Genomic DNA, 23750 nt, shown 5'->3' with positions numbered 1-23750 from the left:
CGGCCCAACATGAATCCCTCTGAACCACTCGACTCCGATCTTCCTGACGATTCCCGCGGCGCGAGTCCTGCGGACGCTGAAGATGCGATGCTCGATGCCCTCTTGTCGGAGGTCATCGGCGGCCAATCGCCGCCCGATCAAAGCCGTGTGATCCTGCAACGGCTGGACACCTCAGGTGCCCGCACATCACAAAAGAAATCCCTTCGCACCCAAAAGAACACTTCGTCGAATTGGCGGTTCGCCTTAGCCTCCGCTTCGATCGTGCTGTTTGCGATCGGCACCATCATCGGCCTGCGGTACCGAAACCAAATCAACATCGCCCAAACCCCGACATCGTCGGCCCCCACTGAAACGTTTGCCAACTCGGACCTGGATTCGAATTCCGCCGCACAATCACAACCAACCTTTGCACCGGAGACTGCTGGCGAGGATGACGGCACCGGTGGTACATTGCCTTCGCGGACGATTGAATTGGCTGACGGTTCGACCGATCCCGATGCATTTCGGCCGGATTCCATTGGCCTGTTTGATAACGCCCCGCTAAACGGCAGCGATCAAACCGATGCGTCCAAACCGACTCCCCAAGCATTGACATTGGTGTCGACGGTGATGACCGACCGCTTGGAACGGTATTGGGATCGTGTCGGAGTGCAACCAACCGACATGATGCCAGCGGACGCTGTTTCCAAACGCTTGCACGACAAGTTTGGTATCCGTGTGCCCGAACATGCGATCGGCAACAGCGAACGGATGTTGGCGGCACTCTCCGAGACTCGCAATACAGACGCATTGGCAAGCCAAGTGCTTGCGGCGATCGCGTCTCGGCCGGCCGAATCGCTGACATCGTCATCGGATCGATTGATGGGCAAACAGATCAGCCAAACGCTCAGTTCAGGACACGGATTCGATCGTCTGATTGCGTCGTGGTTCGTTGAACGAAAAACAAGCTCGGGCAAATCAGAAACTGCCAAAGACACCAACGCTGCCGCGACGGCATCGTTTCATGAGTTGTTGCGACCGCTCGGCGAGCATGAAACGTTAGTGACGACGGCGGCCGTTGCACTCAATGCGGACCTCCGTTGCCAACGCTGCCATGATTTGCCGCAGGTCGGCGGTGACCGCAACCAAGCGATCTCACAGCATGATTACTGGCAACTCGCCGCGACGATTTCGCCGTGGCTGCCGATTCGACCCAACGCACCGGCAGGTCGGTTTTACGACTTACCTGATGGCCGGCGTCGCTTGGCCCCAGCCGATCCGGATGCCGACTGGCCGGAACGACTGCTCGGTTCGCGATCACTCGCCGAAGGACTCGTCGGTGCGATGTGGAAAATGGTCCACGGGCGTCCGCTCGCGTCGAGCCCCTACGATTTGTCAGGCGGCGCCGCTGATTCTGACCTGCAACGTTTGCGCAACGAACTCGCCGACGATCTCCTGGCCAGCGATTTCAACCTGCTGCGTACGATCTCATTGATGATGAGTGATTCGATTGTCGCCCGCAGCACGCCATCGGCGATGACACCAGCGGGCGTCTTAACGGCGAGCGACACCGATTGGATCCGCGCGGTAGCGGCGATCGAATCATTTGCCGCGTCACCGCCTGAGTCGATGCCGACATCGCGAGGCCATCGCATGCGTTTGGTTCAGGACAGTTCGCTGCCACGCCTGGGAGCGGGAGGAGCGAGCGGAGCGGTTTTGGCCCAACCTCTTGGCAGTGACGACTCGCCGGGTGCCGACAAAGCAAATTCACGAAACCGGAAATCGGCCGCGCCGTCCAAACCCTCGCCAGCAATTTTGGCGGGCTTGCCGATGCGACCCACCGTCGTGATGCCCGCCTGGATCAGTGAGCTTTCGGACTTTGACAGTCGCCTGCAACATGTCTCGTATTTGGCAGGTCTGGACGGGACGCCGGAACCGGCAGCCAAACTCGCAACCCAAATGCGAGATGCTCGGGTGGAAGAGGCGTTGATTCTGCAGCGGATTTGGTGGATCATTCGGCCGCAAGGTTAATACGCGATCCATCCTCTGTGGCGTCCTCGTCACGCATCCAATCGCCAGGCTCGAATGATATCGATCGATCTGCTCAATCAAATCCATGCCGGCGATTGCGTTGCGGGAATGGCAGAACTTCCCGCAGGCACGGTGGATCTGGTTTTTGCCGATCCTCCTTTCAATATCGGCTATCAATACGACGTCTACGAAGACTCCCTGGAGTCGGATGACTACCTGCGATGGTCTGAAAACTGGATCCGCGGCGTGCATCGTGTTCTCAAATCAGACGGCGCCTTCTGGCTGGCGATCGGCGACGAGTACGCGGCCGAACTCAAAGTTCTCTCCCAACGAATCGGGTTCACGTGCCGCAGTTGGGTGATTTGGTACTACACGTTCGGCGTGCATTGCAAATACAAGTTCACGCGTTCGCACGCACATCTGTTTCATTTCGTCAAAGACCCAAACAAGTTTACGTTCAACGCAGACGATCCGAACCTGCGCGTGCCATCGGCTCGACAATTGGTCTACAACGACAAACGCGCGAATTCCAAAGGGCGGATGCCGGACGATACTTGGATCCTACGCCCGCAAGATTTGCCATCGGGATTTTCGGCCGATGAAGACGTGTGGTATTTCCCTCGTGTCGCCGGCACATTCAAAGAACGAGCGGGGTTCCATGGCTGCCAAATGCCAGAACACCTGCTCGGCAGAATCATCCGCTCTTCGAGCAACGGAGATGAAATCGTTCTCGATCCGTTTAGCGGCAGCGGCACGACGGCGGCCGTAGCCAAGAAACTCGGCCGGCAATACATCACGTTCGACATGAGCGAAGAGTACGCTCAATTGGGTAACGAGCGTTTGCAACAAATCACCGTCGGTGACCCTCTCGTGGGCTCCGCGGATCCATTGCGAAGCGTGCCTTCGACCGCCGCAGGCAAACGCGACAAGAAGATCCCCGACAAACAGCGGGCGGCCGAAAAACGAAAGGCCACTCAAAGCCTGGGACTGCAAATGTCCTTGGAGTTTGGCAGTTCGCCGGACGATGAGAACGATGAAATCGTCATTGAAGCGTTTCGGCAATCGCATGCTGGATTTTCGGTTGATCGCGTCCTGCTCGATTCCGTCATGAATGAGCGATTCATCACCGCATGCCGCGAGGGAGGATCCACCGCCAGCGAACTCGAGCTACGCAAGCAGCTTGCACAGCTTCGGTTTGTCGGCACGTTATCCGCCGAGAACTTGCAACCGAGCGAGCCAACCATCGTGCCTGACGAGACGCTCGAGCGTTATCGTTTTGCGAGTGAAATCGCATGGCGATTGACCGCCGATCGCTATCCCAAGTGGACGCTCGATGATCTGCTGATCGATCCTGAGATCGTGCGTCAGTTTGATACGATTGCATCTCAAGTCGCACCGGCCTGTGACCCGTTCACGCTACGGTGGGGCACATTGAAATTGCGATCACTTGCTCCGGCCGTGATCGCTCAGGCCAACAAGCGCGGCGGCAGGGCAGGGCAGGGCGGCAAGAAAAACGCAACCGACCTGTTTAAGAAAACGACCGCAGTGACACCCGAGAAGATCCATTGGCCGAACTCAAACGAACCGTTTGGCGGTGTCTACAAGATCGAGTCTGGCCAAGGCACCGTTTTGTATGTCGGTGAATCAACCAACCTTCCGATGCGGATGCGTGACCACTTTGATCACGCGTCGTCGCTTGATTTTTGGTCGACACTCGCGGGAGGAACGCCGCGAGTTCGTTTGGCATTCGTCGAGCCGAACGAATCAGACAGCGTTCAGATTCGTCTGCAGCCTTGGTACCGCGAATTGCTGGGTCACGATGATGTCGCCTGCAATTGCGTCGACTTGTGGCTGCCGAGCGAAACAGAAGACTGAGGGTCGATCGGAAAGGCCATCGGGGACTCGCCAGAATTGTTTGCCCTAAGGATTTCTGGCGAATTCCCCTGCGTTGTTCCACTTTCGCTCGGTTTTGAACTGCCGACTTACGGCCAAGTGGCGACTACGGCCAGGTGATGACTTCGCGACCGTTGCGGGTCGAAAGTCCTTGCCACAATTGGCGGTCGACCGAATCGGTGACGAAGCGAACCGAGCCATCGAGGACGCCGACCTGAACACCACCAACGTGATAGCTGCGTGAGGTGACTGCGGAGTAGGTGCGAGCCGGGTCGGTGATGTCCTTGCCTTCTCGCATATTCGTCCAATCGACGTCGTATTCGACACCCGATGCTTCACAAAGCACTTTGGTGTTCGGAGTGAACGTGGTCGTGAAGCCTGCTTGATGGACCCGTCCGTCGACCCACTCGGTGTGACCGGTATCGGTCTTGAAACTACCGCCGAGCGTGCAGATCACCTCCGGTTGAACTGGCATGGTGATGTCGCCGGCGGTGGCCACGTCGCGGTAATAAGGAGTCCAGCCTTTCACTTCGGCGAGTGCGAGCGTGTTACTCAAACCGTCGAGACAATCGCGAAAGCCCATGTAACGGTTTGGACCGAACATGCCATCACCGATGTTGTCGTTAGCCGGATCGAATACGAACCACACGCCTTCATTGGCGGCGTAGTTGAGCTTGTAATTCTCTGGTCCGCTGCTGCCCAAGCGAGGTTGGTCCAACGGATCACTGGGGCACTGATACGCTGCGACACGGAACGACGCGACCGGCACCGGGATCCCATCATCCTGCAACGTGGAGTTGGAATAGCCTTGCGAGAAATCGATTCCGTCGGCGAGTCCGCCTTCTTCGATAAACGGCAAAATCCGAGCCTGCATCGACCATCCGCTGCCGCTACCGCTATTGGTCCATGACGGCGGGAGTTTCTTGTAGGCGGATTCGTAGTTGTGGATCGCCAACGAGATCTGCTTGAGGTTGTTGCTACAACTCATCCGCCGAGCCGCTTCCCGAGCTGCTTGGACAGCGGGCAACAGCAAACCGACCAAGATTCCGATGATGGCGATCACCACCAACAGTTCGACGAGGGTGAAGGCGGCGCGTTCGGGACGCGAGTTTTTTGATGTCGGTACGAGAGGGTACGAAACGGGGCAGCGCATTGAACTTGTCCTGTGGCATGAAGCAATCTCGAAAACTGCACGGCAACATTACCGGGCAGCTTACGGAGAAACGGGATCAAGCATGGCTGGCGACAGACGAACGCTTGCTGATGCATCGATGCACGTTCGGCACCGGGACTCATCGGGAGGTCGTCAAAGAATGGCTGGCTAGCTATTTGATAGGCAAACGTTAATGCGAATCACTTGCATTAGCAAGCCAGGTTGGCGGGATTGTCCTAAAAATGCGACATCGCCGTGGGCCACTTCGTTTTTTGGGTGCACATTGGCACACCATCAGCATGCAATGGCAGCCGCCGCCTCGCTCCTGGGGCCGTCGTCCCTAGGGATGGGAAACCCGTTCTCAGCAGATTATCTTGGCTCGGACGTGAAAGCCCGTTCCCTTTTTGTTTGACTGTAACCCCCACCATGGACTTTCTGCTCTACCTGGCCCTCGTGCCTGCGCTAGGCGTGACAGCCCAATGGCTGGCGTGGCGTACAGGCCTTCCCAGTATCCTGGTGCTGCTGGTGTTCGGCGTCTTGCTGGGGTGGTTCGTCCAACCGGACGCTTTTCTGTCCGCTTTGACCGAAGGCGACCAAACTGCCGGGCCCAACCTGTTGTTCCCGCTGGTGGCTCTGTCGGTCGGCGTGATCATGTTCGAGGGAGGCCTGACGCTTAAGTTCGCGGAGCTCGGCGAATCGGGTTCGGCATCACTGCGGTTGGTCACCCTCGGTGCGCTGCTCGCGTTTGCGGGCAACACCATTGCGGTCCACTTCATCCTGAATTGGGGATGGCAGCTCAGCGCGTTATTGGGTGCGATTTTGGTGGTCACCGGGCCAACCGTGATCGGCCCGCTGCTGCGACAGGTGCGTCCGAGCCGCCGGGTGTCGTCGACGCTGAAATGGGAAGGCATCGTGATCGACCCGATCGGCGCGGTGCTGGCGGTGCTCGTTTACGAGGAAGTGCTGCTTCAGCACTCCGCTCCCGAATGGTCGAGCGTGGTGGCGTCGCTGGTCTGGACGCTGACTGTCGGCTTGGTACTCGGATGCGTCGGTGGTGCATTGCTCACACAATCGCTACGTCGCTATTGGGTACCCGATCACTTACACGGCGTGACCGCGTTGACGCTCGCGTTACTGCTGTTCGCGATCAGCAACAAACTGGCGCACGAATCAGGTTTGATCACCGTGACCGTCCTCGGGATCTGGCTAACGAATCAAAAACACTATGACGTCGAACACATCATTGAGTTGAAAGAGAACCTGCGAACGCTCCTGATCGGGTGTCTGTTCATCGTGCTCGGTTCGCGGGTGAATCTCGCAGACATCGGAGCGATCGGAGTGCCCGGTCTGATGCTAGTGCTGACTTTGGTTCTGATCATCCGTCCGCTGTCGGTCTATTTTTCGTTGCTCGGAAGTCCGCTGAACTACCGGGAACGAACCTTCATCGCCGGTCTGGCGCCGCGTGGGATCGTGGCTGCCGCAGTCAGCAGTGTGTTTGCGTTGGGCATGGAAAGCCGCAGCGATCTGTCGATTCCCGGATCGGAGCAGCTCGCGACGGTCACGTTCCTCGTCATCATCGGCACCGTCGCGATCTATGGAATGGCAGCCGGACCACTGGCGCGATTTCTGAACCTGGCTGACGAAGCCAGCCATGGCGTCTTGATTGCCGGCGCCGACGCATGGGTTCGCGACTTTGCCCACGAACTCAAAGAAGCGAAGATCCCACTGCTGTTAGTCGACACGAACTACAACAAAATTTCGCAGGCCCGCATGGACGGCATACGGGCCGAATGCGTGAATATTCTCAATGAACATGTGCGTGAGGAGCTGGACCTCGCGGGGATCGGCCGGTTTCTGGCGTTGACTCCCAACGACGAGGTCAACTCGCTCGCTCTACGTGAGTGCAAACATCTGTTTGATTCCTCGCGGCTGTATCAATTGACGTTCAAGTCGAAAAACATGGCGGGGCGTCGCGGCCTGACCAAAAACCTAATGGGTCGTGAACTATTTGGCGAAGGGATGACGTTCACTCACCTGCGTAGCCTTCACAGCGCCGGTGCGCTGATGAAGTCGACCAAGTTGACGGCAGAGTTTACGTATCAAGACTTTCTCGAAAAATATGGCGAGCAAACGGTCGTGATGTGTTCGATCGATCAGGACAGCGCGATCAAGATCAACACCATCGACAGTCCACTGGTTCCCACGGCGGGCCAAACCCTGATCGCCCTCGTCAGCGTTACGCCCGTCCCATCAAAACACGCCTCAAGAACCAACGGGGAAAATCCCGCTAATGTTTGATCCGTTCCCTGCGGTGGTCGCATTCACACCGCTGATCGTTTACTTGTTCACCCTTGCGTTGATTCGGATTGGTGGTTTCGTTTGGGTGACCACCGGTGGACGCGACTTGGCCGCCGTCCTGACTGCGATTTCCGGAATGATCGTGATCGGTCCGATGGAACTGTTTTTTCCGAACGCGACGGCATCGTTCCTTGGGGTGTGGGTTTGGGCACCATTGCTGATGTTGTATCTGTTGTTCGCATGCCTGTTGATCCTGGGGGCCCGTCCGAAATTGGTCGCTTATGGCAGAACAACGGAAGAGGTTTACCCGGCCGTGATCCGCGCCGCACGTTCGATGGATCCTGAATCGACCGCAAAGATTGACCAGTTACAGGTCCACCTTCCGGCGTTCCACGCTCACCTCCGCTTGGATGTCTCACCGGGGCACGACTGCGTCAGCGTGCTGGCATTTGAACCCGGTCTGCCCCCGAAATTCTGGAATGCCCTCCGCACGAAGTTACGATCTGAACTTCGGAATACCGCCCCACCGCGGCCAAGGCGTGGCTGGGCTCTACTGAGCATTTCGCTCCTGATGGGGCTTTGGTTGGTTCGATACGTTGCCGCCGAGCCGGCGCTATTGGTCGAGGGGTTCCAGGAATGGATCATCCGCTGACCTGAAGGCTTACGAGCGGGGCGATCAAGAACTATTCTGTGACTCCATGTCAAACAAACCCAAAACGATCGCGATCACGCTCGTCAAATTTCTCGTCCCGGTAGTTATTATCGGGTACTTGCTATGGCGGATGCCCGCCTCGGATTGGACGAATTTATCGGAACGCTCGATCGCCTACCCGGTCTTGTTCGCCGCACTCGGCGTCGCCTTTGCCGCGATCGTGTTGTCGTTTGTGCGTTGGTGGGTTTTGGTGCGATGTCAGGGCATTCCACTTAGCCTGATGGAGGCGTTGCGGCTCAGCTCGATTTGCTTCCTGTTGAGTTTTGTCTCCGCCGGCAGTGTCGGAGGTGACGTGTTTAAAGCCGTGTTCCTTGCTCGCCGAACCCCGGGAAAACGCATCGCCGCGGTCGCATCGGTATTGGTGGATCGCGGGGCAGGGCTGTACGGGTTGCTGCTGCTCGTTTCCATGGGATTGATGATCCGAACATCGACCGATCCGTTTGAATTCAACGGCGTCGGTCTCGACGACATCAAATGGATCGTGGGCGTGTTGTTGGGCACGGGCACGGCGGTGTTGGTCACGCTGGTGTTTGGTGGAAAGATCGTCGACCGCGTTATCAAACAGCTTTCCCAGGTATCGATCATCGGCCCCGTGATCGAAAAGATCGGTCCTCCGCTGCGTGCGTTTCACAACCACCCTTGGGCCTTCGCACTGTCGCTCGTGATGAGCGTCGGCGTGCAGGGGTTGCTGGTCGTGAGCATGTTCTTGATCGCAACTTCGATGTACGCATCACCTCCCACACTCGCCGAACACTTTGTGATCGTGCCGATCGGGATGCTGGCCTCCGCTTTACCGCTCACGCCCGCGGGCATCGGTGTTCTGGAAGCGACGGTCGAAACGCTTTATCACCTCGTCCCCGCTGAAAATACCGACGCGTCGGGCACACTCGTCGCCCTGGTCTTCGAGCTGGTCAAACTCGTCCTGGCTATCGTCGGAACCATTTTTTACTGGACGGCCGGCAAAGACGTTCAGGAGAGTTTGGAATACGCCGAAGAGCACGGCGAAGAATTCGAATCAGACACGCTCGCGGCGTCGTCCACGGTCACCGAAACGTCCTAACACACTCGCGCATCCATGCGATCGGTCTCATCATGTCGCCAATCGAGGAAGATTTCCGGCCCCAAACGCTGCCCCAACAGCTAAGAGAGATCTGGAATCGTAGCGGTATCGGAAACCATCGGAGATTGTGGATCGCGGTGATCGGTTGGGGCATTATCAATCTGTTCTTGTCAGCTGCCATTTACGCGTGGCACTGGGCAAACTCCGCCGGATGGGTGCCACCGAAGTTAAACATCGGTCCGATTGGTACGTTCATTTTCACCTTTAGCTATGCCCTCCAACGAAACGTGACCTTGATTGGCATCGTCCACTTCGTGCTTTGGTCTCAGTGGCGGGCGCCGAATCGCCCACCGACTTGGCAACTCATCCTGGGCGTGTTCCTGTTCGGTTTCTATTCCATGGCGATACAGTACGCGCCGTTTTTCACGCATACTCATACCTCCATTTGGGTACGGTCGTGGGTGAACTATCTCGTGACGTGCGCATGGTACGTGCTCCTATTTCGCTCCACCGCCACGTTCGTTGGACATCAACTCGTTGAGGCAGACCGGAACGATACTTCACCGAATACCCGACGCGACGTCTGGTCGCTTCGAGGTATGTTCCTCGCTGCAACTCTGGTCGCCTCCACGATTGCGATCAAACGCTGGATACACGTTTATTTTATCGAGACCGACCCGCTATCCATGCCGGGCTATTCGGTGTGGATCAATGTGTCGTCCGAGATCGCTGAATTCATCACCACCGTTCTTTTGGTTTACGCCGTCGTGGCAATCGTCACCCGCCGCGGCATACTGGTTCCCGCATCACTCGTATTTGCATCCGCTGTCATCGACTGGAGCGCGATGCATCTCACCTCACGTCTGTTGCCGGCATTCTACGGACGAGCGGAACTCAGCCAACAACTTTCTTACATCGGTATCAGCATCACCACCATCATGATGCTGCACTGGATCGCGTTTCGCGTCTGGCGTTGGGCCGGGTATCAGCTCCGAGAAGTTTCCCCCAACGCAAGAACCGTCTAACGCCCCGTCTCAACCGAAGAGCAATTCATCCTGGGGCGGTTTGCCGCCGTCGGTACTCTTGCGATACAAACCGATTTTCTGCAAGGCGAGCAGCGTCACGTAGGTGGGATTGAGATACAGATAGCGGCGCCAGAGACGTCCGGGCTCGCGGGTTAAACGGAACAACCACTCAAGCCCAGAGCGTTGCATCCAGGGCGGTGCTTGCTTGAGCACGCCGGCGTGAAAGGCAAATGCCGCCCCCACCGCGATCAGTGGCATCGGGAGTCGCTCACGCATCTCGTAGGCAAAGATTTCTTGTCGGGGACAGCCCAGACCGACGAAGCACATTTGCGCACCACTGGCAATAATTTCAGCAGCTAAGTCATCGCGTTCCTGCGACGTGATCTGCCGAAAGGCGGATGCCCGTTGGCCGACGATCTGCAAACCTTCAAAACGCTCGCCGAGCTTCGTGGCGAACCGGGAAAGCATCTCTTCCGTGGCCCCAAACAAGAAAACAGTCACATCTTGTTTCGCCGCGGCCTCGCACAGCCGCAGGGTCAGCTCAGGGCCATACACCCGATCGGACAATTTTCCGCCGGCAAACCGTTTGGCATGCAGCGAGTTAAGGGCCCACCGTACCGGCTGACCGTCGGGACAAACCAAGTCGAACTGGTTTAACCGATATTGATATTCGCGATCGAGAACACCCGTCATCACCCCATGCACCGCGAGCGCCGTGACCGTCATGGCTCGCTTCGCTTTTGCCCCATCGATGATTTTTTCCACAGCGGAGTCGTAGTCAATCGCGTCGACGCCAATTCCGAGAACACTGTGTTTGCCGTAATCAAGCATGAGAGGCGAGGGGCTGAGGACTGAACTGGCAGACTTGATCGTGCATCGTGCTGACGGCGAACTGTTGGCTGTACAGCGTCAACGCCCACGTCATGAATTCGAGCTTGGCGTTTCGTTTCATTATCATCCCTGGGAAATAGGCCATGTCCGCATCGTCCTCGCACCCGAGGAAGTCCGGGGGGTGCAGCAGCAGCGAGGGTGCGGTCCCAAACAGACGACACATCATTAAAGCAGTGCGAAAATAAGCCTTCGCAACCGCAACACTGTATCCGGCGACAAACGTTAAATAGCTAAAGTGGATCGGCGTCCGCAGAAAAGGCAAGACGGTGACAGGAACTTCCCAAATCTTTGCTTCAGCGGCATCCAACGTGTCGGAACGTTCGGGGCAGGGCAGGGCACGCAAATAGGGCCAATTGGGGTTTCTCATCGCCGCGAAACCGCCGTAGAGTTTCTTGGCTTTCTCCCGCTGCTCACCTTCGAGCTTTGTCCTCGCCAGAAACACTGCCCGAGCAATCGGCGCCATCGACGTTGGAAAAATCGACGCGTCGTATTGATATCCCAGCATCCCGAGCACCCGCAGGACTTCCCCCGGACAACTGAAGCCGGGCCCACGAAAACCGACTGGCGTCTGGCCAGTCTTGGAAACAATGAGATCGTGTGTGCCCCCAATTTCTCTTTCGATTTCATCATCATTCATCGTGTGCATCCACGGCAAATGATTGAGCGAATGATTCGCCGCTTCCCATTTCGAAAGAGAGTCGAATGCTGAAATGGACTGCACGTCGTCATCACGCTGCAAATCGCGTCCGACCAAGAACACGGTCAATGGCAGACCGAGCGGCCCTAGAACATCGACGATATTGGAGATCGCGAGTGAGAAGTAACTATCGCACGACTCCCAATTTTCGCGTCCCGCAGCACGAAGGTACGCCCATTTGTTATCAAGGTCGAGCGAAAGACTCGCCGGCGGACACTGCCTCATGCCTGCGGGCCTTGACCTGACGGGCGGTCAGAATGCAATACCGATCGGATCGCCTCGAGGGCACCTGCGGCACTGCGTTGGGGCGTGTACGCCGCAGCGGTCTCGAACGCATTATGACGCATCGCGGCCACCTCCGAGTCATCGACCGCGAGATACTTCTGCATCACATCGGCAAGGCATGCCGCCGAATCTGCGGAATGTGTTTTTGCACTCCGGTGCAACGGATCGTACTGCCATCCGTTACGTCCATCGTTGACCATTGCCGTCACCGCCTGCGCATAGACACTCCCGATCACGGGCAACCCGGCATGCATGGCCTCGTTGACGACGAGCAACCACTCATCGGCCAACGTCGGCGCAATCAGAGCACCATGGGTGCTCATCAGGGCCGGAAGCTGTGCCGCCGGTTGGTTCCCCAACACGTGGATCTTGAGACGTCGATCGGGTGCCGATTGATTCTCAATTGCTCGGCCCGACGCGAGGGTTTCCACCGAGCAACGCAATGGTCCATCACCGACAAGGGTAAGCTCAAGCGACCCGTTAGATCGAACACAAAACTCGCTGAGTTGATCAATCATCGGCAAGACGCCTTTGCGTTTGCTCAACTGCCCGATGCACAGCACCCGACGACGAACATCGTGTTCATCACGCGTCGGCAATTGCGGCGAGATATTTCGATCGTCGGCCGCATAAGGCATGTAGAACAACTGTTCCTGTCGGGCACCAAGCGCTAACAAGTAGCGCCGACAAGACGGGCCGTTATAGGTGATCGCATCGGCATGAGAGATGAGATACTTGCGAGCACGTTGGCGGAGCCATCCTCGCCCCTTCTCGGTGTGTTCGCTCATGAACGTCGCGAGAACCAATTTCGCACCGCTGCGCCGACAATACAGGGCAGCCGAAAGAGAACGTACCCCGAGCTCGTGAGAAAATACGACGTCCGGTCGCAAACTGCTTAATTGGCGATTTGTGTCATAGGGGACGTGCACATACAGAGGATCTTCAAAACCGGCATCACGGTGTCGCCATCGCCTGCAAATGGTGAACGCCTGTTGCACCTCAACGTCCAAACCGGTCCAGTCTGGTTCGAAGTCACGGTTGGGCTCGATCGGCGTACTCAACAGGACTTTAAACTCGGCCAAGCTGCGCGTGAGTTCCTGCAGCACCCGAACCTGATAAAGAGGGATGTAGTGCGTCAGAAAAACAACACGGGCGTTGACGGAATCAATCGGCACGCGACAGTCGATGGATGCGGAACGGGTACTCACACCCCCATCATAACGAGCGATCGACTGCTCGACGGCGCGAAACTTAACTCCAGCCGTCTCACCCCTTGAAGCAGCAGGCCGTGCCCCGCATTCCAGGCTCAACGGGGAACGTCGCGCCGCCTCAATCCAATTACCTTCGGAGCATCCTGCTTCAAACCGTAGATACGGCTGGGTCGAAGGAGCGTCGGGGGCAGTTTTTTTGGGCACAGGGATCCGCAACACGTTTCGGGTTCATATTAGTCGCCGCCCCGTCCGGTTACGGGAACGACCACCGTTCGCGCGATCAACTGCAGATCCTTAAAGAAGCCCAATCGATCGATGTATTGCAAATCCATCCGCATCCAATCGTCGAATGTTTCGGCTTTTGATTTGTCGATCTGCCAGATGCAAGTTAAACCGGGGCGAACGTCTAAACGACGACGGTGCCATCGCTCACAAGCGCGACTTTCATGCCAAGGCAATGGGCGCGGCCCAACCAAGGACATGTCACCTTTGAGTACATTAATCAGTTGGGGTAATTCATCCAGACAAGTCGCTCGTAAAAAGTGCCCCACTTTCGTAACACGTGGGTCTCTGCTGATTTTAAAGGCTGGTCCGTCGCGATGGCTGGCCGCCCGCAAGGCTGCTTGCGACTTTTCAGCGTCAACGACCATCGACCGTAGTTTGTAGATCGTGAAAGGGCGACCGTGGAGTCCTTCACGGGTTTGACAAAACAACGCCGGCCCACCATCGGTCCACTTGATCACAATCATCGACGCGGCGATGAACGGACCGGTTAAAACCAGCCCGACGCAAGCACCCACGATATCAACGGTCCGTTTGACAACCCGAGCCGCCAAAGGCCGATGGTAGGTTGAATCTTCACTGGCAATACTCACTCGACTCTCGACGCCACCGTCCACCCGCGTCGCCGTCAAAGGCTGGCGATGAACCAATGTCGATGCATCGGAAGGTTCCCCCGGAACATGAATCGGTGACGCCATGGCAGCATCCGAATGGAGGGTCGTTTGCTGCAAGACCGCGGTCGCGGTCTGCACCGTTCCGGAGAGTCTGCGTCCCCAATCACCGTCGTTGTTGTCGTCTCCTCGCCGGTTTTCGGATCCGCCGCTCGAAACGATCGCATTCTCTTCGTTGTCGCCGAAACCTTCGGGGTCATAAACTTCTAAATTCAGTTGCACGTGCAGATCGGCCGCTGAAAGAAGCTGCGTCATTCGGTCTAAAACCGCACGCCCGCCCATCTCCGGTGTGTCGACAAGCAACACTCCAAATTGGGTCGCCGAAAGAACCCCTTTCTCATCTGTCATTCGCAGATTGCGGTGCAACAGATCGACGAGCTGACGCGACTCTTTTTTCAAAACTGACGCGCGTCTCCCCAACCGCACCTTTGCGGACGGAGCGGTGGAACGGCTACGCGCTGCCAACACCGCCGCCTCGGCGTATTGCATCTCCACCGTAAGAATGCAAAACGGGATCGAGCGCCGAGTGGACCGAACCCGCTCTCGCGCGACTTCACGCCCAAACTGTCGTGGTGACAACAGCAGCGCGCGGCGACTCCCCAGAGCGGATACGGTCGGCCAAGCCAACCACCCCCGGTCGCGAACTCGTCGTTTAAGGAATGGAAACACGATGTCGTCCTAGATGATAAATAACTTAATACAGTCTCGTCGCGGCCACCGGAGCAAACAAGCTTTGCCCAACAACACCCGGCAGCAATTTTTCAAAGCATCAACGTGGCAGAGTAACGGAGGAACCGGCTCCCGATTTAGGCAAGGAAACAACCTGTGTACCTGTGAATTCTTGCTCGACGTCATTGTCGACCGCACGAACCTCCACTGAGTCTTCGTCCCCGTTTGATTCAAATATGTTGTCATGGTGCTCATCGTCTTCCTCATCAGACGCCGAGTCGTTCTTGGTCTCCGGCAGGTCGCGGGTAGCTCTCGGATCGACAGGGGAATCTCGCAAGATCGCCTGCAATAAACCGAGTGACAAAGCGAACATCGCTCCGACAATCGATAGCAGACCCCGCATCGGGCCAGACTTCTTCAGATTCAACGTCGCGTCCTGAATCACACTCACGTCAGACATTTGGCTTTTGTCCAACTCTGTGTTTACGCGTGCTTCCTCCAACGATCGCGCATGGTCTCGAAATGTTTCTTCCGCCAGCTCAGCTTCCCATGATAATTGGGCCATCGTGGTAATGTCATTATTGAGCCGTTTAAGATCCGATTGAGTCACCCGGAGCCTATCGGCGATCGAATCACGACGGCTTTCCAAACCAACCGCCTTGGCACGAACGGTTTGGAATTGCGTTTCCAGTTGCTGGTATACCGGGTTAATCGCTTCTCGCGTTTCTTGTCGCTCGCCGCGTTCGCTGTCGGCCAAGTTCTCACTCTTCTCGACTTTGTCCTTGATACGTTTGTATCGAGGATGCGACGGACTGAGTCTCGCAAGTTCATCACCGTCTTGAACTTGGACATCGTATAGCTGGCTGCGGACTTGATCACCGGCCGCGTTAGCAATTCCGAGCGTGACTTCCACGGGGACCCACCGGTCCGTTGCAGCCAATTGCCGGCGGAGTTCTTCCGCCTGGCTGATCGCTTCGGCAAACTCGCTATCAGCGGTACTCAACTTAGTTTCCAGGTCGATGATCCGCTCGCTGAGTGTTCGCTCGGCTGACTCGGCACTGATCCACCCCATCTCGTTACGAGTCTCCTGGAGTTTTTTGCGTGCAGCGATCGCCAGTTCACGACTCTCGGATGCCTGGACTTCGAAAAAGCTCTCTGACCCCTTCACCCGGTGAGCTTCCACGTGATAGCTGCCGAATTCATCCATCACCGCTTGGACGATGGATTGCACGAGCAACGGATCGTCTTCCTTACCCACAACCGAGACGGTGTAACCATTTTTAGCCACCTTGATCTGGATCGCGTCGCTAACAACTTTGATGGCCTTCTCACGTTCGATCTGAGCTTCGTATTGCTCGGGAGTCATGTCACCGACGGTCTTGGGCCCGCGACTGGGGATCCAAGACACCCATCTGCTGTCAGAATCCAAGAAGGTCGAGAAATCTTCGGCGGCTTGCTCCATCCAGTTGCGAGGCTGGTTGATCGTGTCCCCCCCGATCCGATCCACGACACGTTCGGCGATTTCACGACTGCCGATCATCTCTCCGATACTGACGACCTCGGCGGTGCGACTCTCCTGCATCGACACTGAACCGGTCGGCTTCGCGGTGGGGTCCCCCCCCATGGCGCCACGTCCCAACCGGACGTACATCATCCCTTCGCTGCGGTACTGATTGGGCCACACAATGAGCATCGCGACGACTGCGACGGTGACGAGAACCGTTGTAAAGAAAACCGAGGGAAGTCGTCGACCGATCGATCGCAACACATCCGCGGGGGTGACCATCGCCCAAGATTCCGCAGTCGGCGGCCCGTTCCACCCCGCTGACTGCTCCGATTTCGATAGTGAACGCATGGCGCCGGAACCGGATTTTGGTCGTTTCATTTATCTCGCCTAAAAATTTCGGAATCAGAATCACCAGAGTATTCCTCTGACGCCATAAATTCCAAGCCTCTTTCCACAACGGCAATAATCCCCTATCTCACGTGACCGCGAAAGTCAGCAGGCTTTGAGTCTACGTTTTAGTTGACAAACCGAGTATGAGGGCCCGGATTTCAGAAAATTTTAACTAAAGCCCCTAAGGCCTCAGACATGGAGCAGTTGGAGGGATTAAAAGCCGGAACAACGCTCTTAATCCTCCCATTCGCCCTATTGCAACTCACTTGTCGATCCACCATCAACCACCGCCAGACACCCCTCTGAAACACCAACGACAACCCACCCTAAAGAACCAGTTGTTATATCTCTCCCGCTCACTGCCGGCAAACAAGACGGAGCCCAGCGATCGAAGCGGGGTAGGGCAGGGCGGTTAGAAAAAGGGCAAACAGGTTGATGCTGTTGAAGACACCTAGTCGTCAACCAAACGCACGTCGACCAATCGGCACAATATTCGAGCACCGCAAAGTCGAAACCCCCAAAGGTTAATGCGTCTTTTTACACCGGCCTAATAGTGCTTTATCAGCATCGAAAAGTGGGTGAGACCGGCCGGCTCGCGCCGTTCCGCTACGCTTTTTAGCGGTAGACCGCGAGCCCAACGCCATCTGCTTTCCCGCTAACCGGGTGGTTTTTATGGCGGAACGGCGCGAGCCGCTCGGTAAATTTCGAACATCTTACTCGCTGCAACCGGGCGGCTTGCGGGAGGGCGAAAGCAAATGTCTACGAATAGGTAGCTTCTAAGACAGCAGCAACTCAAACGGTGGCGGTGAATTCGACTGCGAGATATAACGCCGACCAAGACGTCGTCGACCTCTGCCTCCAAACCAAACCTCCTGCAATGTTGCCCCGTGTTTGCGAACCACCCCCGCTCGATCCCAAGCTCGAAGCCGATGTGTATCGCGAGATGGATCACGGTGACGTCAATCGCGGCTTCGTCCGCGATCTTTTTGAGTCGGGACCTGTCGGCCCCCGGGTAATCGACCTGGGATGCGGCCCCGCATTGATCCCGATCACGCTCTGCGAGACCGCCGCGGCAATCGTCGAGGGATCCCGGCCGGCCGTCAGCCACGGCAGTGACCTCAGCAGCCTGCAGGTGATGGGAGTCGATCATTGCGTCGACATGCTGGAACTTGCCCGCGTCGAGCTGGAGTTTGCGGGAATGCTCGGTCAAATCCAACTCGAACAGGTCGACCTCAACGATCCCGACGGGTTGCAGAGCGAGCTAGCCGAGACCGTCATAAGCAACACGGTGCTGCATCACCTCGAATCCCCAATCAACGCACTGCGTCTGGGGATCAAAGCACTTCGGCCGGGTGGGAGATTGTTTGTCCGCGACCTGTATCGTCCCGAGACGGATCGCGAAGTCGAACGACTCGTTGAACTCCATGGCGGATCGGCAGAGGCGGCAACCTCCGGTATCGACCCTCGCCAATTGCTGCGTCAATCCCTTCACGCCGCGTTGACACTTGAGGAAATCCGAGAGATCGTGGCGACACTCGGAATTGACCCGGGCTGCGTCAACATGACCAGCAACCGCCACTGGACGTTGGACTGTGTTCGTCCCGAACGACAATCATAGTGCCACCGAACTCACCACCTACTTCATAACCACAGCGACCACGACCAAAGAACTGGATTCATGCACGGCTACTTAGAACTCCTCGACGAGGTTCTTCATCAAGGACTCGATCGCGATGATCGAACAGGCGTGGGCACACGCAGCCTCTTCGGCAGGCAAATGCGTTTTGATTTGGCCGATGGCTTCCCATTGCTAACGACAAAAAAACTCCATGTGCGGTCGATCATCTACGAACTGCTGTGGTTCCTCCGTGGCGAAACGAACATCCGTTGGCTCAAGGAAAACGGGGTTTCGATTTGGGACGAATGGGCCGACGCGGACGGTGAACTCGGCCCGGTGTACGGACACCAGTGGCGGAGCTGGCCGGCAAGATCCGCCGAACCTAGCCGAACAAGCGACTCAGCGACGAAGAACAAATCAGCAGCGAAGAGCAATACCGCGGCCAACAACAGCGATCGCGACGTGATCGACCAAATCGCTTGGGTCGAAAACGAAATTCGAACCAACCCTCAATCGCGTCGTCTGATCGTTTCGGCTTGGAACGTCGCCGACGTTCCCCACATGGCCCTGCCCCCGTGCCACTTGATGTTCCAGTTCTACGTGGCCGGCGGACGTCTTTCGTGCCAGATGTATCAACGCAGCGCCGACTTGTTTCTGGGCGTGCCGTTCAACATCGCGAGTTACGCATTGCTAACGACGATGATGGCCAAAGTAACCGGGCTCGAGCCCGGGGAGTTTGTTCACACCCTCGGCGATGTGCACCTGTATTCAAACCACTACGCACAGGCCCGCGAACAACTCACACGGACACCCCGACCGCGCCCCAAACTGATCATCAACCGAGATGTCGCATCAATCGACGACTTCCGATTCGAGGACTTTGAACTGATCGACTACGACCCACACCCGCATATCAAAGCGCCGGTTGCCGTATAAAAGGTCTGCACCGGATCACTCAGGCAGCAGTTCCTTTTTCAGTTTTTCCATCGCTTCCTCGCGTGGTTTCGGATCCTCGATCGGGAAACCGATCTCCATCACGATAAATCCATACTTGGGATGCTCGGCCGATTCGTTCATCCCAAAATCGGCAAGCGAACGATCGCTCAACAAAATGATCGTCGCTGCCGCTGCATCACAGACGAGCGTTTGCACCAACGTGCCCCTGGCGTATTGCTGCTCACTCGCGGGGCGTTCGTCACCAAGGAACTTGGCGACGACGGGAATACTACTCTTGTCCCCGAATCGCGCGATCGCTTGCATTGCCATGCTTATCGTGATCGGATCGGTCGACTTCTCGAGTGTTGCGAATGCCAATGGCAACACCTCGACCAGATCCCAACTCAACGCGAACCACAACATCTCTTCGCGATTGGAAACATCATCGCGTGAAATCCATCCGCCTAGCATGGAACGAAACGGCCCCGACAATTGCGCGTCGCTCAGCAATTTGTTGGTGGCATCGCGGCGCAGCACCGTGTAGATAGCATTTTCCTCAACCCGCGAGACGGGCATGCCGTGATCATTGGCGAGCAGTATGAGGGCGATCAAGTCCGCTTCCGTCGGCAACCGCTGCTCGACAAACATCCCACGCTGGACTCCCACGACGGTCGCCTGAAACGCCAATTGTCGATCCGTCGATGTGCCTTCGAGTGAAGAAGCGACGTCGCCATGTCGCATCAAAAAATCCACAAACAGCTCGCGTATCCGCACCCCGTCCCCAAGAATCTTCTTAAAAACTTCCCAACCGTCGAGCGATACGTCTTGCCCAGCAAGAAACGCATCGATCCGCCCGGCGGTTTCGCCTCCGGTGATTCCTTTGGCAACATCATTCGCCCTCATGCGGACCTCCGGATCGGGGTGTTCACGTGATGTTTTTTCTAACACCGAGAGAGCCCGTTTCCCGACCTTGCGAAGCTTCAAGGTCGCTTGCTCTCGCGCGGCAAACTCGGTCGACCCGAGTTGATCTACCCATTGCACGATTTCAGCGGCAGTTGCTTCCGTGGGATCGGACTGCGATCCTGACGGCGAAGCCGCGTCTTGTTGTTCGTCGGTTGTTCCTTCCTCACCCGCCCGGTCCGGATCGTTCGGTCCCAAAGCATCTACTTCTGAAGCTTCCATTTCGTTCAAGGAATCAAACACCGCTGCGATCTGATCGCTGGGAAGATGCGGTTGAGAACTGATTGCGAGCTTTACGGGTTTATTTGCCTCGCCGGTATCGGTGGCACCGGGCAAGGGTTCCTGCGCCGTCAAAGGCATCGCCAACACGACCAATGTCACCGCGAAAACACTCTGCAGGACACGGCAGCGAGCGGCCGAGCCAGCGTCACCGACGCAACCGACTCGCCGACATCGACGGTGTGTTTTTCGATCTTTTCTAAACATATTCATCAAAGCGAACCGTGACAGTTGCGGTGGTTGATCCTGATTTTGAGGTCCTTTTCGCTCGGTCTCCTTCGGACATATTCACCCCACCCATTCCCGCCGAATCTCCTGCGATCAAGACGAGTTCATTGTAGGCCATCGTCAGGGAGAGCAAAGCAGGACAGCGGTGTTAACGGCTGACAAATATCGGCTTTGGAACTCCGCCCAAAGTTCCCAAAGAAAATCGCTTGCCCAAAAGCGGGCAAGTGGCTAACCTGAGAATCACTCTAGCCGGGTTTCCTCGGAAGTCCGGCTCGCAAACATGTAGGGATTTGCGGCCGCTTGCAGCCTCACTGCTAAAAAGCCATTGAAATGAAAACCAATTCGATTGAATCGGTGGAAACCACCGATTTGCTGACGTGCGTCACCACCGGCCCGTGCACCCCACCGGCCACTTCTTCGTCCGACAACTCGAGTGCGGACACGGGTCTCGTCGCCCCACTCAGTCCCCATGGCACGTCGACGCAATGCGTGCACGGCGGTGAGCGACGACAGAAATCAGAAGGAGCCATTGCGACTCCCATCTATTCGGCGTCGACCTTCACGTTTGAGTCCACCAACGAGCTGCTGGAATTCGTTGAGGGGCGTGAGCAACGCGAAGAGTACGGCCGCTACGGCAATCCCAACGAGCGTGTCGTCGAAGCCAAACTGGCCGCGCTCGAAGGCGCCGAAGATGCCATCCTGTACTCCAGTGGAATGGCAGCCATCGTCGGGCTATTGATGAGCCGGCTGTCAGCGGGCGATGAAATCGTCTTCTTTGACCAGTGCTATCACCGCAGCCGTGAGTTTTGCTCGAAACACCTCGCCCGCTTCGGCGTCGTGACGCGGCAGGTTCCCACCGGCGACTTTGCCGCCATGGAAGCGGCGATTACACCGAAAACGAAAATGCTCGTTTCGGAATCCCCGACCAACCCACACCTCACCTGCGTTGACCTCGAACAGTTCGCAGCGATTGGCAAAGCTCACGAAGTCGAGACACTGATCGACGCGACACTGGCCACGCCGTTCAATCTCAAACCGATTGACTATGGCGTGGACTACGTTCTGCATTCGGCAACCAAGTACCTCGGCGGACATAACGATCTGCTTGCCGGCGTGATCTGCGGTCGGCGAGAACTGCTCGATCCGGTGCGGGCACTTCGTGGATGCTTGGGTAGCGTGAGTTCCCCGCACAGCCTCTATTTACTCGAACGTGGCCTGAAGACGTTCGCACTCCGCATGGCGCGGCACAACGAAAACGGCTTGGCCGTTGCCAAGTTCCTCGAAGATCACCCGCGTGTGGATCGCGTTTATTATCCCGGGCTACCCTCCCATCGCACACACGCAATCGCTCGCGAGCAAATGCGGGGTTTCGGCGGCTTGATCACGTTCACCGTCAAAGATGCCGACTGGCGAGAAACCTCTCGCGTTGTGGACGCAGCCAAACTGGCACGCATCGCTCCGAGCTTGGGCGGCGTGGAATCTCTTATCGAACAACCGCTGGTGATGAGCTATTTCGGCTACACGCCGGAGCAACGTGAGTCGTTCGGGATCTCCGACAACATGATTCGGTTCTCGTGCGGTATTGAGGACTCCGCCGACTTGATCGCGGACCTTGACCAAGCATTGGCGACGCTTGAGGTATGAGCGACCGTCACGAAGCAACCGGTAATCGACTGACGAACGGTTTCCGCACACGAGCGATCCACGTCGGTGGTGAAGTCGACCCGGCCACGGGCGCCGTCGTTCCGCCGATCCACTTTGCAAGCACGTTTCGTCAGCCCGGGGCAGGGCAGTGGGGCGAATATGATTACTCCCGCAGCGGCAATCCGACCCGCACAGCACTGCAAACAACGCTCGCGTCACTTGAGAGCGAAAACACCACCCAGTGCGCCGGGGCACTGGCGTTCTCCTCAGGTATGGCAGCCATTCATGCCGTAACGATGCTGCTGCGATCCGGCGATCACGTGGTGGCGGGCACCGACATTTACGGCGGCGCCTATCGCCTGCTGCATCGGATTTGCGACGCCAGCGGGATTCGCGTCACACTTGTCGACATGACCGACTTGGAAGCCGTCGAAGCGGCGATCTCGCCCGACACCAAATTGATTTGGGGCGAAACGGTCGGCAATCCGAGGCTGACCATCCCCGACCTCCCCGCGATCGCCCGCATCGCCAAACGACACGGAATCCTGACGGGCGTCGACAACACCTTTGGCACCCCGGCTCTCATGCGGCCACTGTCGTGGGGCATCGACATCGTCATGCACTCGGCGACGAAGTACCTAGGCGGACATAGCGATTGCCTGGGCGGCACACTCGCCGTTGCCGACCAAGACCTACTCGATCGGCTTTACTTCATCCAAAACGCGACCGGCGCGGTGCTCGATCCGATGAGCTGTTTCCTGGTTTCCCGAGGGCTCAAAACCCTTGATCTTCGCATCCGCGAACAATCCGCGACCGCGATGAAACTGGCCACGTGGCTGGAGACTCACGAACGAGTTCGCTCAGTCATTTACCCGGGGCTCGATTCGCATCCCCAATCTCGGATGGCTCGCCGCCTGTTCGATGAAAACTTAGCGGATGACCAGAAACGATTCGGTGCCATGATCACATTCGAACTCGACGGGTCGCTGGAAACGGTTCGCAATGTTTGCCAAAACACGCGTCTGTTTCACCTCGCCGTCAGCCTCGGCGCGGTCGAATCGCTGATCGAACAACCTGCCACGATGTCCCATGCTTCCTACGCGGCAGAGGACCGAGCCAAACACGGAATCACCGATTCCCTGATCCGACTTTCCGTCGGGCTCGAACACGTTGACGATCTCAAGAACGACTTGCAGCAAGCTTTTGAAGCCGGCTCGGCCGAGTGAACAACCCCGGCGAGCGAGCAAGCTCGTTCGCCGGCAAACTTTGTCTGAGCCGTCGGACAACCCCGGCGCCATCGGATACGCCGGCGTCATCAGACGCTCAGGTTC

The 23750-nt window shown here is 57.1% G+C and carries 18 protein-coding genes; 11 read left to right on the top strand and 7 right to left on the bottom strand.

The window, feature by feature from the left end; genetic code table 11:
• Positions 1-9: 9 nt before the first annotated feature.
• Positions 10-2010 (top strand): hypothetical protein, encoded by a 2001-nt coding sequence (locus NB063_RS11515; RefSeq protein ID WP_250928873.1) that lies wholly within the window; start codon positions 10-12, stop codon positions 2008-2010.
• A gap of 54 nt (positions 2011-2064) precedes the next feature.
• Positions 2065-3885 (top strand): DNA methyltransferase, encoded by a 1821-nt coding sequence (locus NB063_RS11510; RefSeq protein ID WP_250928872.1) that lies wholly within the window; start codon positions 2065-2067, stop codon positions 3883-3885.
• 124 nt (positions 3886-4009) lie between these two features.
• Here NB063_RS11510 and NB063_RS11505 read toward each other — a convergent pair whose 3' ends face one another.
• Positions 4010-5056, bottom strand: coding sequence for a DUF1559 domain-containing protein (locus NB063_RS11505; RefSeq protein ID WP_250928871.1), 1047 nt, complete (start codon positions 5054-5056; stop codon positions 4010-4012).
• 17 nt (positions 5057-5073) lie between these two features.
• On the opposite strand from NB063_RS11505, the gene NB063_RS11500 reads away from it, so the two are divergent.
• The 5 genes from NB063_RS11500 (at position 5074) to NB063_RS11480 (ending at position 10151) form a co-directional block, all read left to right on the top strand.
• Positions 5074-5250 (top strand): hypothetical protein, encoded by a 177-nt coding sequence (locus NB063_RS11500; RefSeq protein ID WP_250928870.1) that lies wholly within the window; start codon positions 5074-5076, stop codon positions 5248-5250.
• Positions 5251-5482: 232 nt separating this feature from the next.
• Positions 5483-7354 carry a cation:proton antiporter gene (locus tag NB063_RS11495; protein WP_250928869.1) on the top strand — a complete coding sequence of 624 codons (1872 nt, stop codon included), beginning with the start codon at positions 5483-5485 and terminating at the stop codon, positions 7352-7354.
• Entirely contained in the window at positions 7347-8006 is a 660-nt protein-coding gene (locus NB063_RS11490) for a hypothetical protein (RefSeq protein ID WP_250928868.1), read from the top strand. Before NB063_RS11495 ends, NB063_RS11490 begins: the two co-directional genes overlap by 8 nt.
• Positions 8007-8052: 46 nt before the next feature.
• Entirely contained in the window at positions 8053-9126 is a 1074-nt protein-coding gene (locus NB063_RS11485; RefSeq protein ID WP_250928867.1) for a lysylphosphatidylglycerol synthase transmembrane domain-containing protein, read from the top strand.
• Positions 9127-9158: 32 nt separating this feature from the next.
• Complete coding sequence (locus NB063_RS11480; protein ID WP_250928866.1) at positions 9159-10151, top strand: hypothetical protein; 993 nt, start codon at positions 9159-9161, stop codon at positions 10149-10151.
• 9 nt (positions 10152-10160) lie between these two features.
• Here the strand turns inward: NB063_RS11480 and NB063_RS11475 are convergent, their stop codons facing one another.
• From NB063_RS11475 to NB063_RS11455, 5 genes are all read right to left on the bottom strand, one after another.
• A complete protein-coding gene (locus tag NB063_RS11475) occupies positions 10161-10982 on the bottom strand; it encodes a WecB/TagA/CpsF family glycosyltransferase (RefSeq protein WP_250928865.1) in 822 nt (273 codons plus the stop codon).
• Entirely contained in the window at positions 10975-11964 is a 990-nt protein-coding gene (locus NB063_RS11470; RefSeq protein ID WP_250928864.1) for a polysaccharide deacetylase family protein, read from the bottom strand. Before NB063_RS11470 ends, NB063_RS11475 begins: the two co-directional genes overlap by 8 nt.
• On the bottom strand, positions 11961-13232 hold the full coding sequence (locus NB063_RS11465) for a glycosyltransferase family 4 protein (protein ID WP_250928863.1): 1272 nt from the start codon (positions 13230-13232) through the stop codon (positions 11961-11963). The genes NB063_RS11470 and NB063_RS11465 overlap by 4 nt, the downstream gene beginning before the upstream one ends.
• 236 nt (positions 13233-13468) lie before the next feature.
• Positions 13469-14857, bottom strand: a complete 1389-nt coding sequence (locus tag NB063_RS11460; protein WP_250928862.1) for a sugar transferase — start codon at positions 14855-14857, stop codon at positions 13469-13471.
• 100 nt (positions 14858-14957) lie between these two features.
• Positions 14958-16742: a GumC family protein gene (locus NB063_RS11455; protein WP_250928861.1), complete on the bottom strand. Its 1785-nt coding sequence runs from the start codon at positions 16740-16742 to the stop codon at positions 14958-14960.
• 889 nt (positions 16743-17631) lie between these two features.
• Between NB063_RS11455 and NB063_RS11450 the strand changes: the two genes are divergently transcribed.
• A complete protein-coding gene (locus NB063_RS11450; RefSeq protein ID WP_250928860.1) occupies positions 17632-18372 on the top strand; it encodes a class I SAM-dependent methyltransferase in 741 nt (246 codons plus the stop codon).
• Between the two features lie 60 nt (positions 18373-18432).
• Complete coding sequence (locus NB063_RS11445; RefSeq protein ID WP_250928859.1) at positions 18433-19308, top strand: thymidylate synthase; 876 nt, start codon at positions 18433-18435, stop codon at positions 19306-19308.
• A 15-nt stretch (positions 19309-19323) separates the two neighbouring features.
• Here NB063_RS11445 and NB063_RS11440 read toward each other — a convergent pair whose 3' ends face one another.
• Positions 19324-20760, bottom strand: coding sequence for a hypothetical protein (locus tag NB063_RS11440; protein WP_250928858.1), 1437 nt, complete (start codon positions 20758-20760; stop codon positions 19324-19326).
• A gap of 345 nt (positions 20761-21105) precedes the next feature.
• On the opposite strand from NB063_RS11440, the gene NB063_RS11435 reads away from it, so the two are divergent.
• Both NB063_RS11435 and NB063_RS11430 read left to right on the top strand, forming a co-directional pair.
• Entirely contained in the window at positions 21106-22419 is a 1314-nt protein-coding gene (locus NB063_RS11435) for a trans-sulfuration enzyme family protein (RefSeq protein ID WP_250928857.1), read from the top strand.
• Positions 22416-23645 (top strand): trans-sulfuration enzyme family protein, encoded by a 1230-nt coding sequence (locus NB063_RS11430; protein ID WP_250928856.1) that lies wholly within the window; start codon positions 22416-22418, stop codon positions 23643-23645. Before NB063_RS11435 ends, NB063_RS11430 begins: the two co-directional genes overlap by 4 nt.
• Positions 23646-23750 lie beyond the last annotated feature (105 nt).

The sequence above is a fragment of the Aporhodopirellula aestuarii genome (assembly GCF_023701485.1).
In the GTDB taxonomy this organism is placed as follows: Bacteria; Planctomycetota; Planctomycetia; order Pirellulales; family Pirellulaceae; genus Rhodopirellula; species Rhodopirellula aestuarii.
This window is presented reverse-complemented; position numbering and strand designations above follow the sequence as displayed.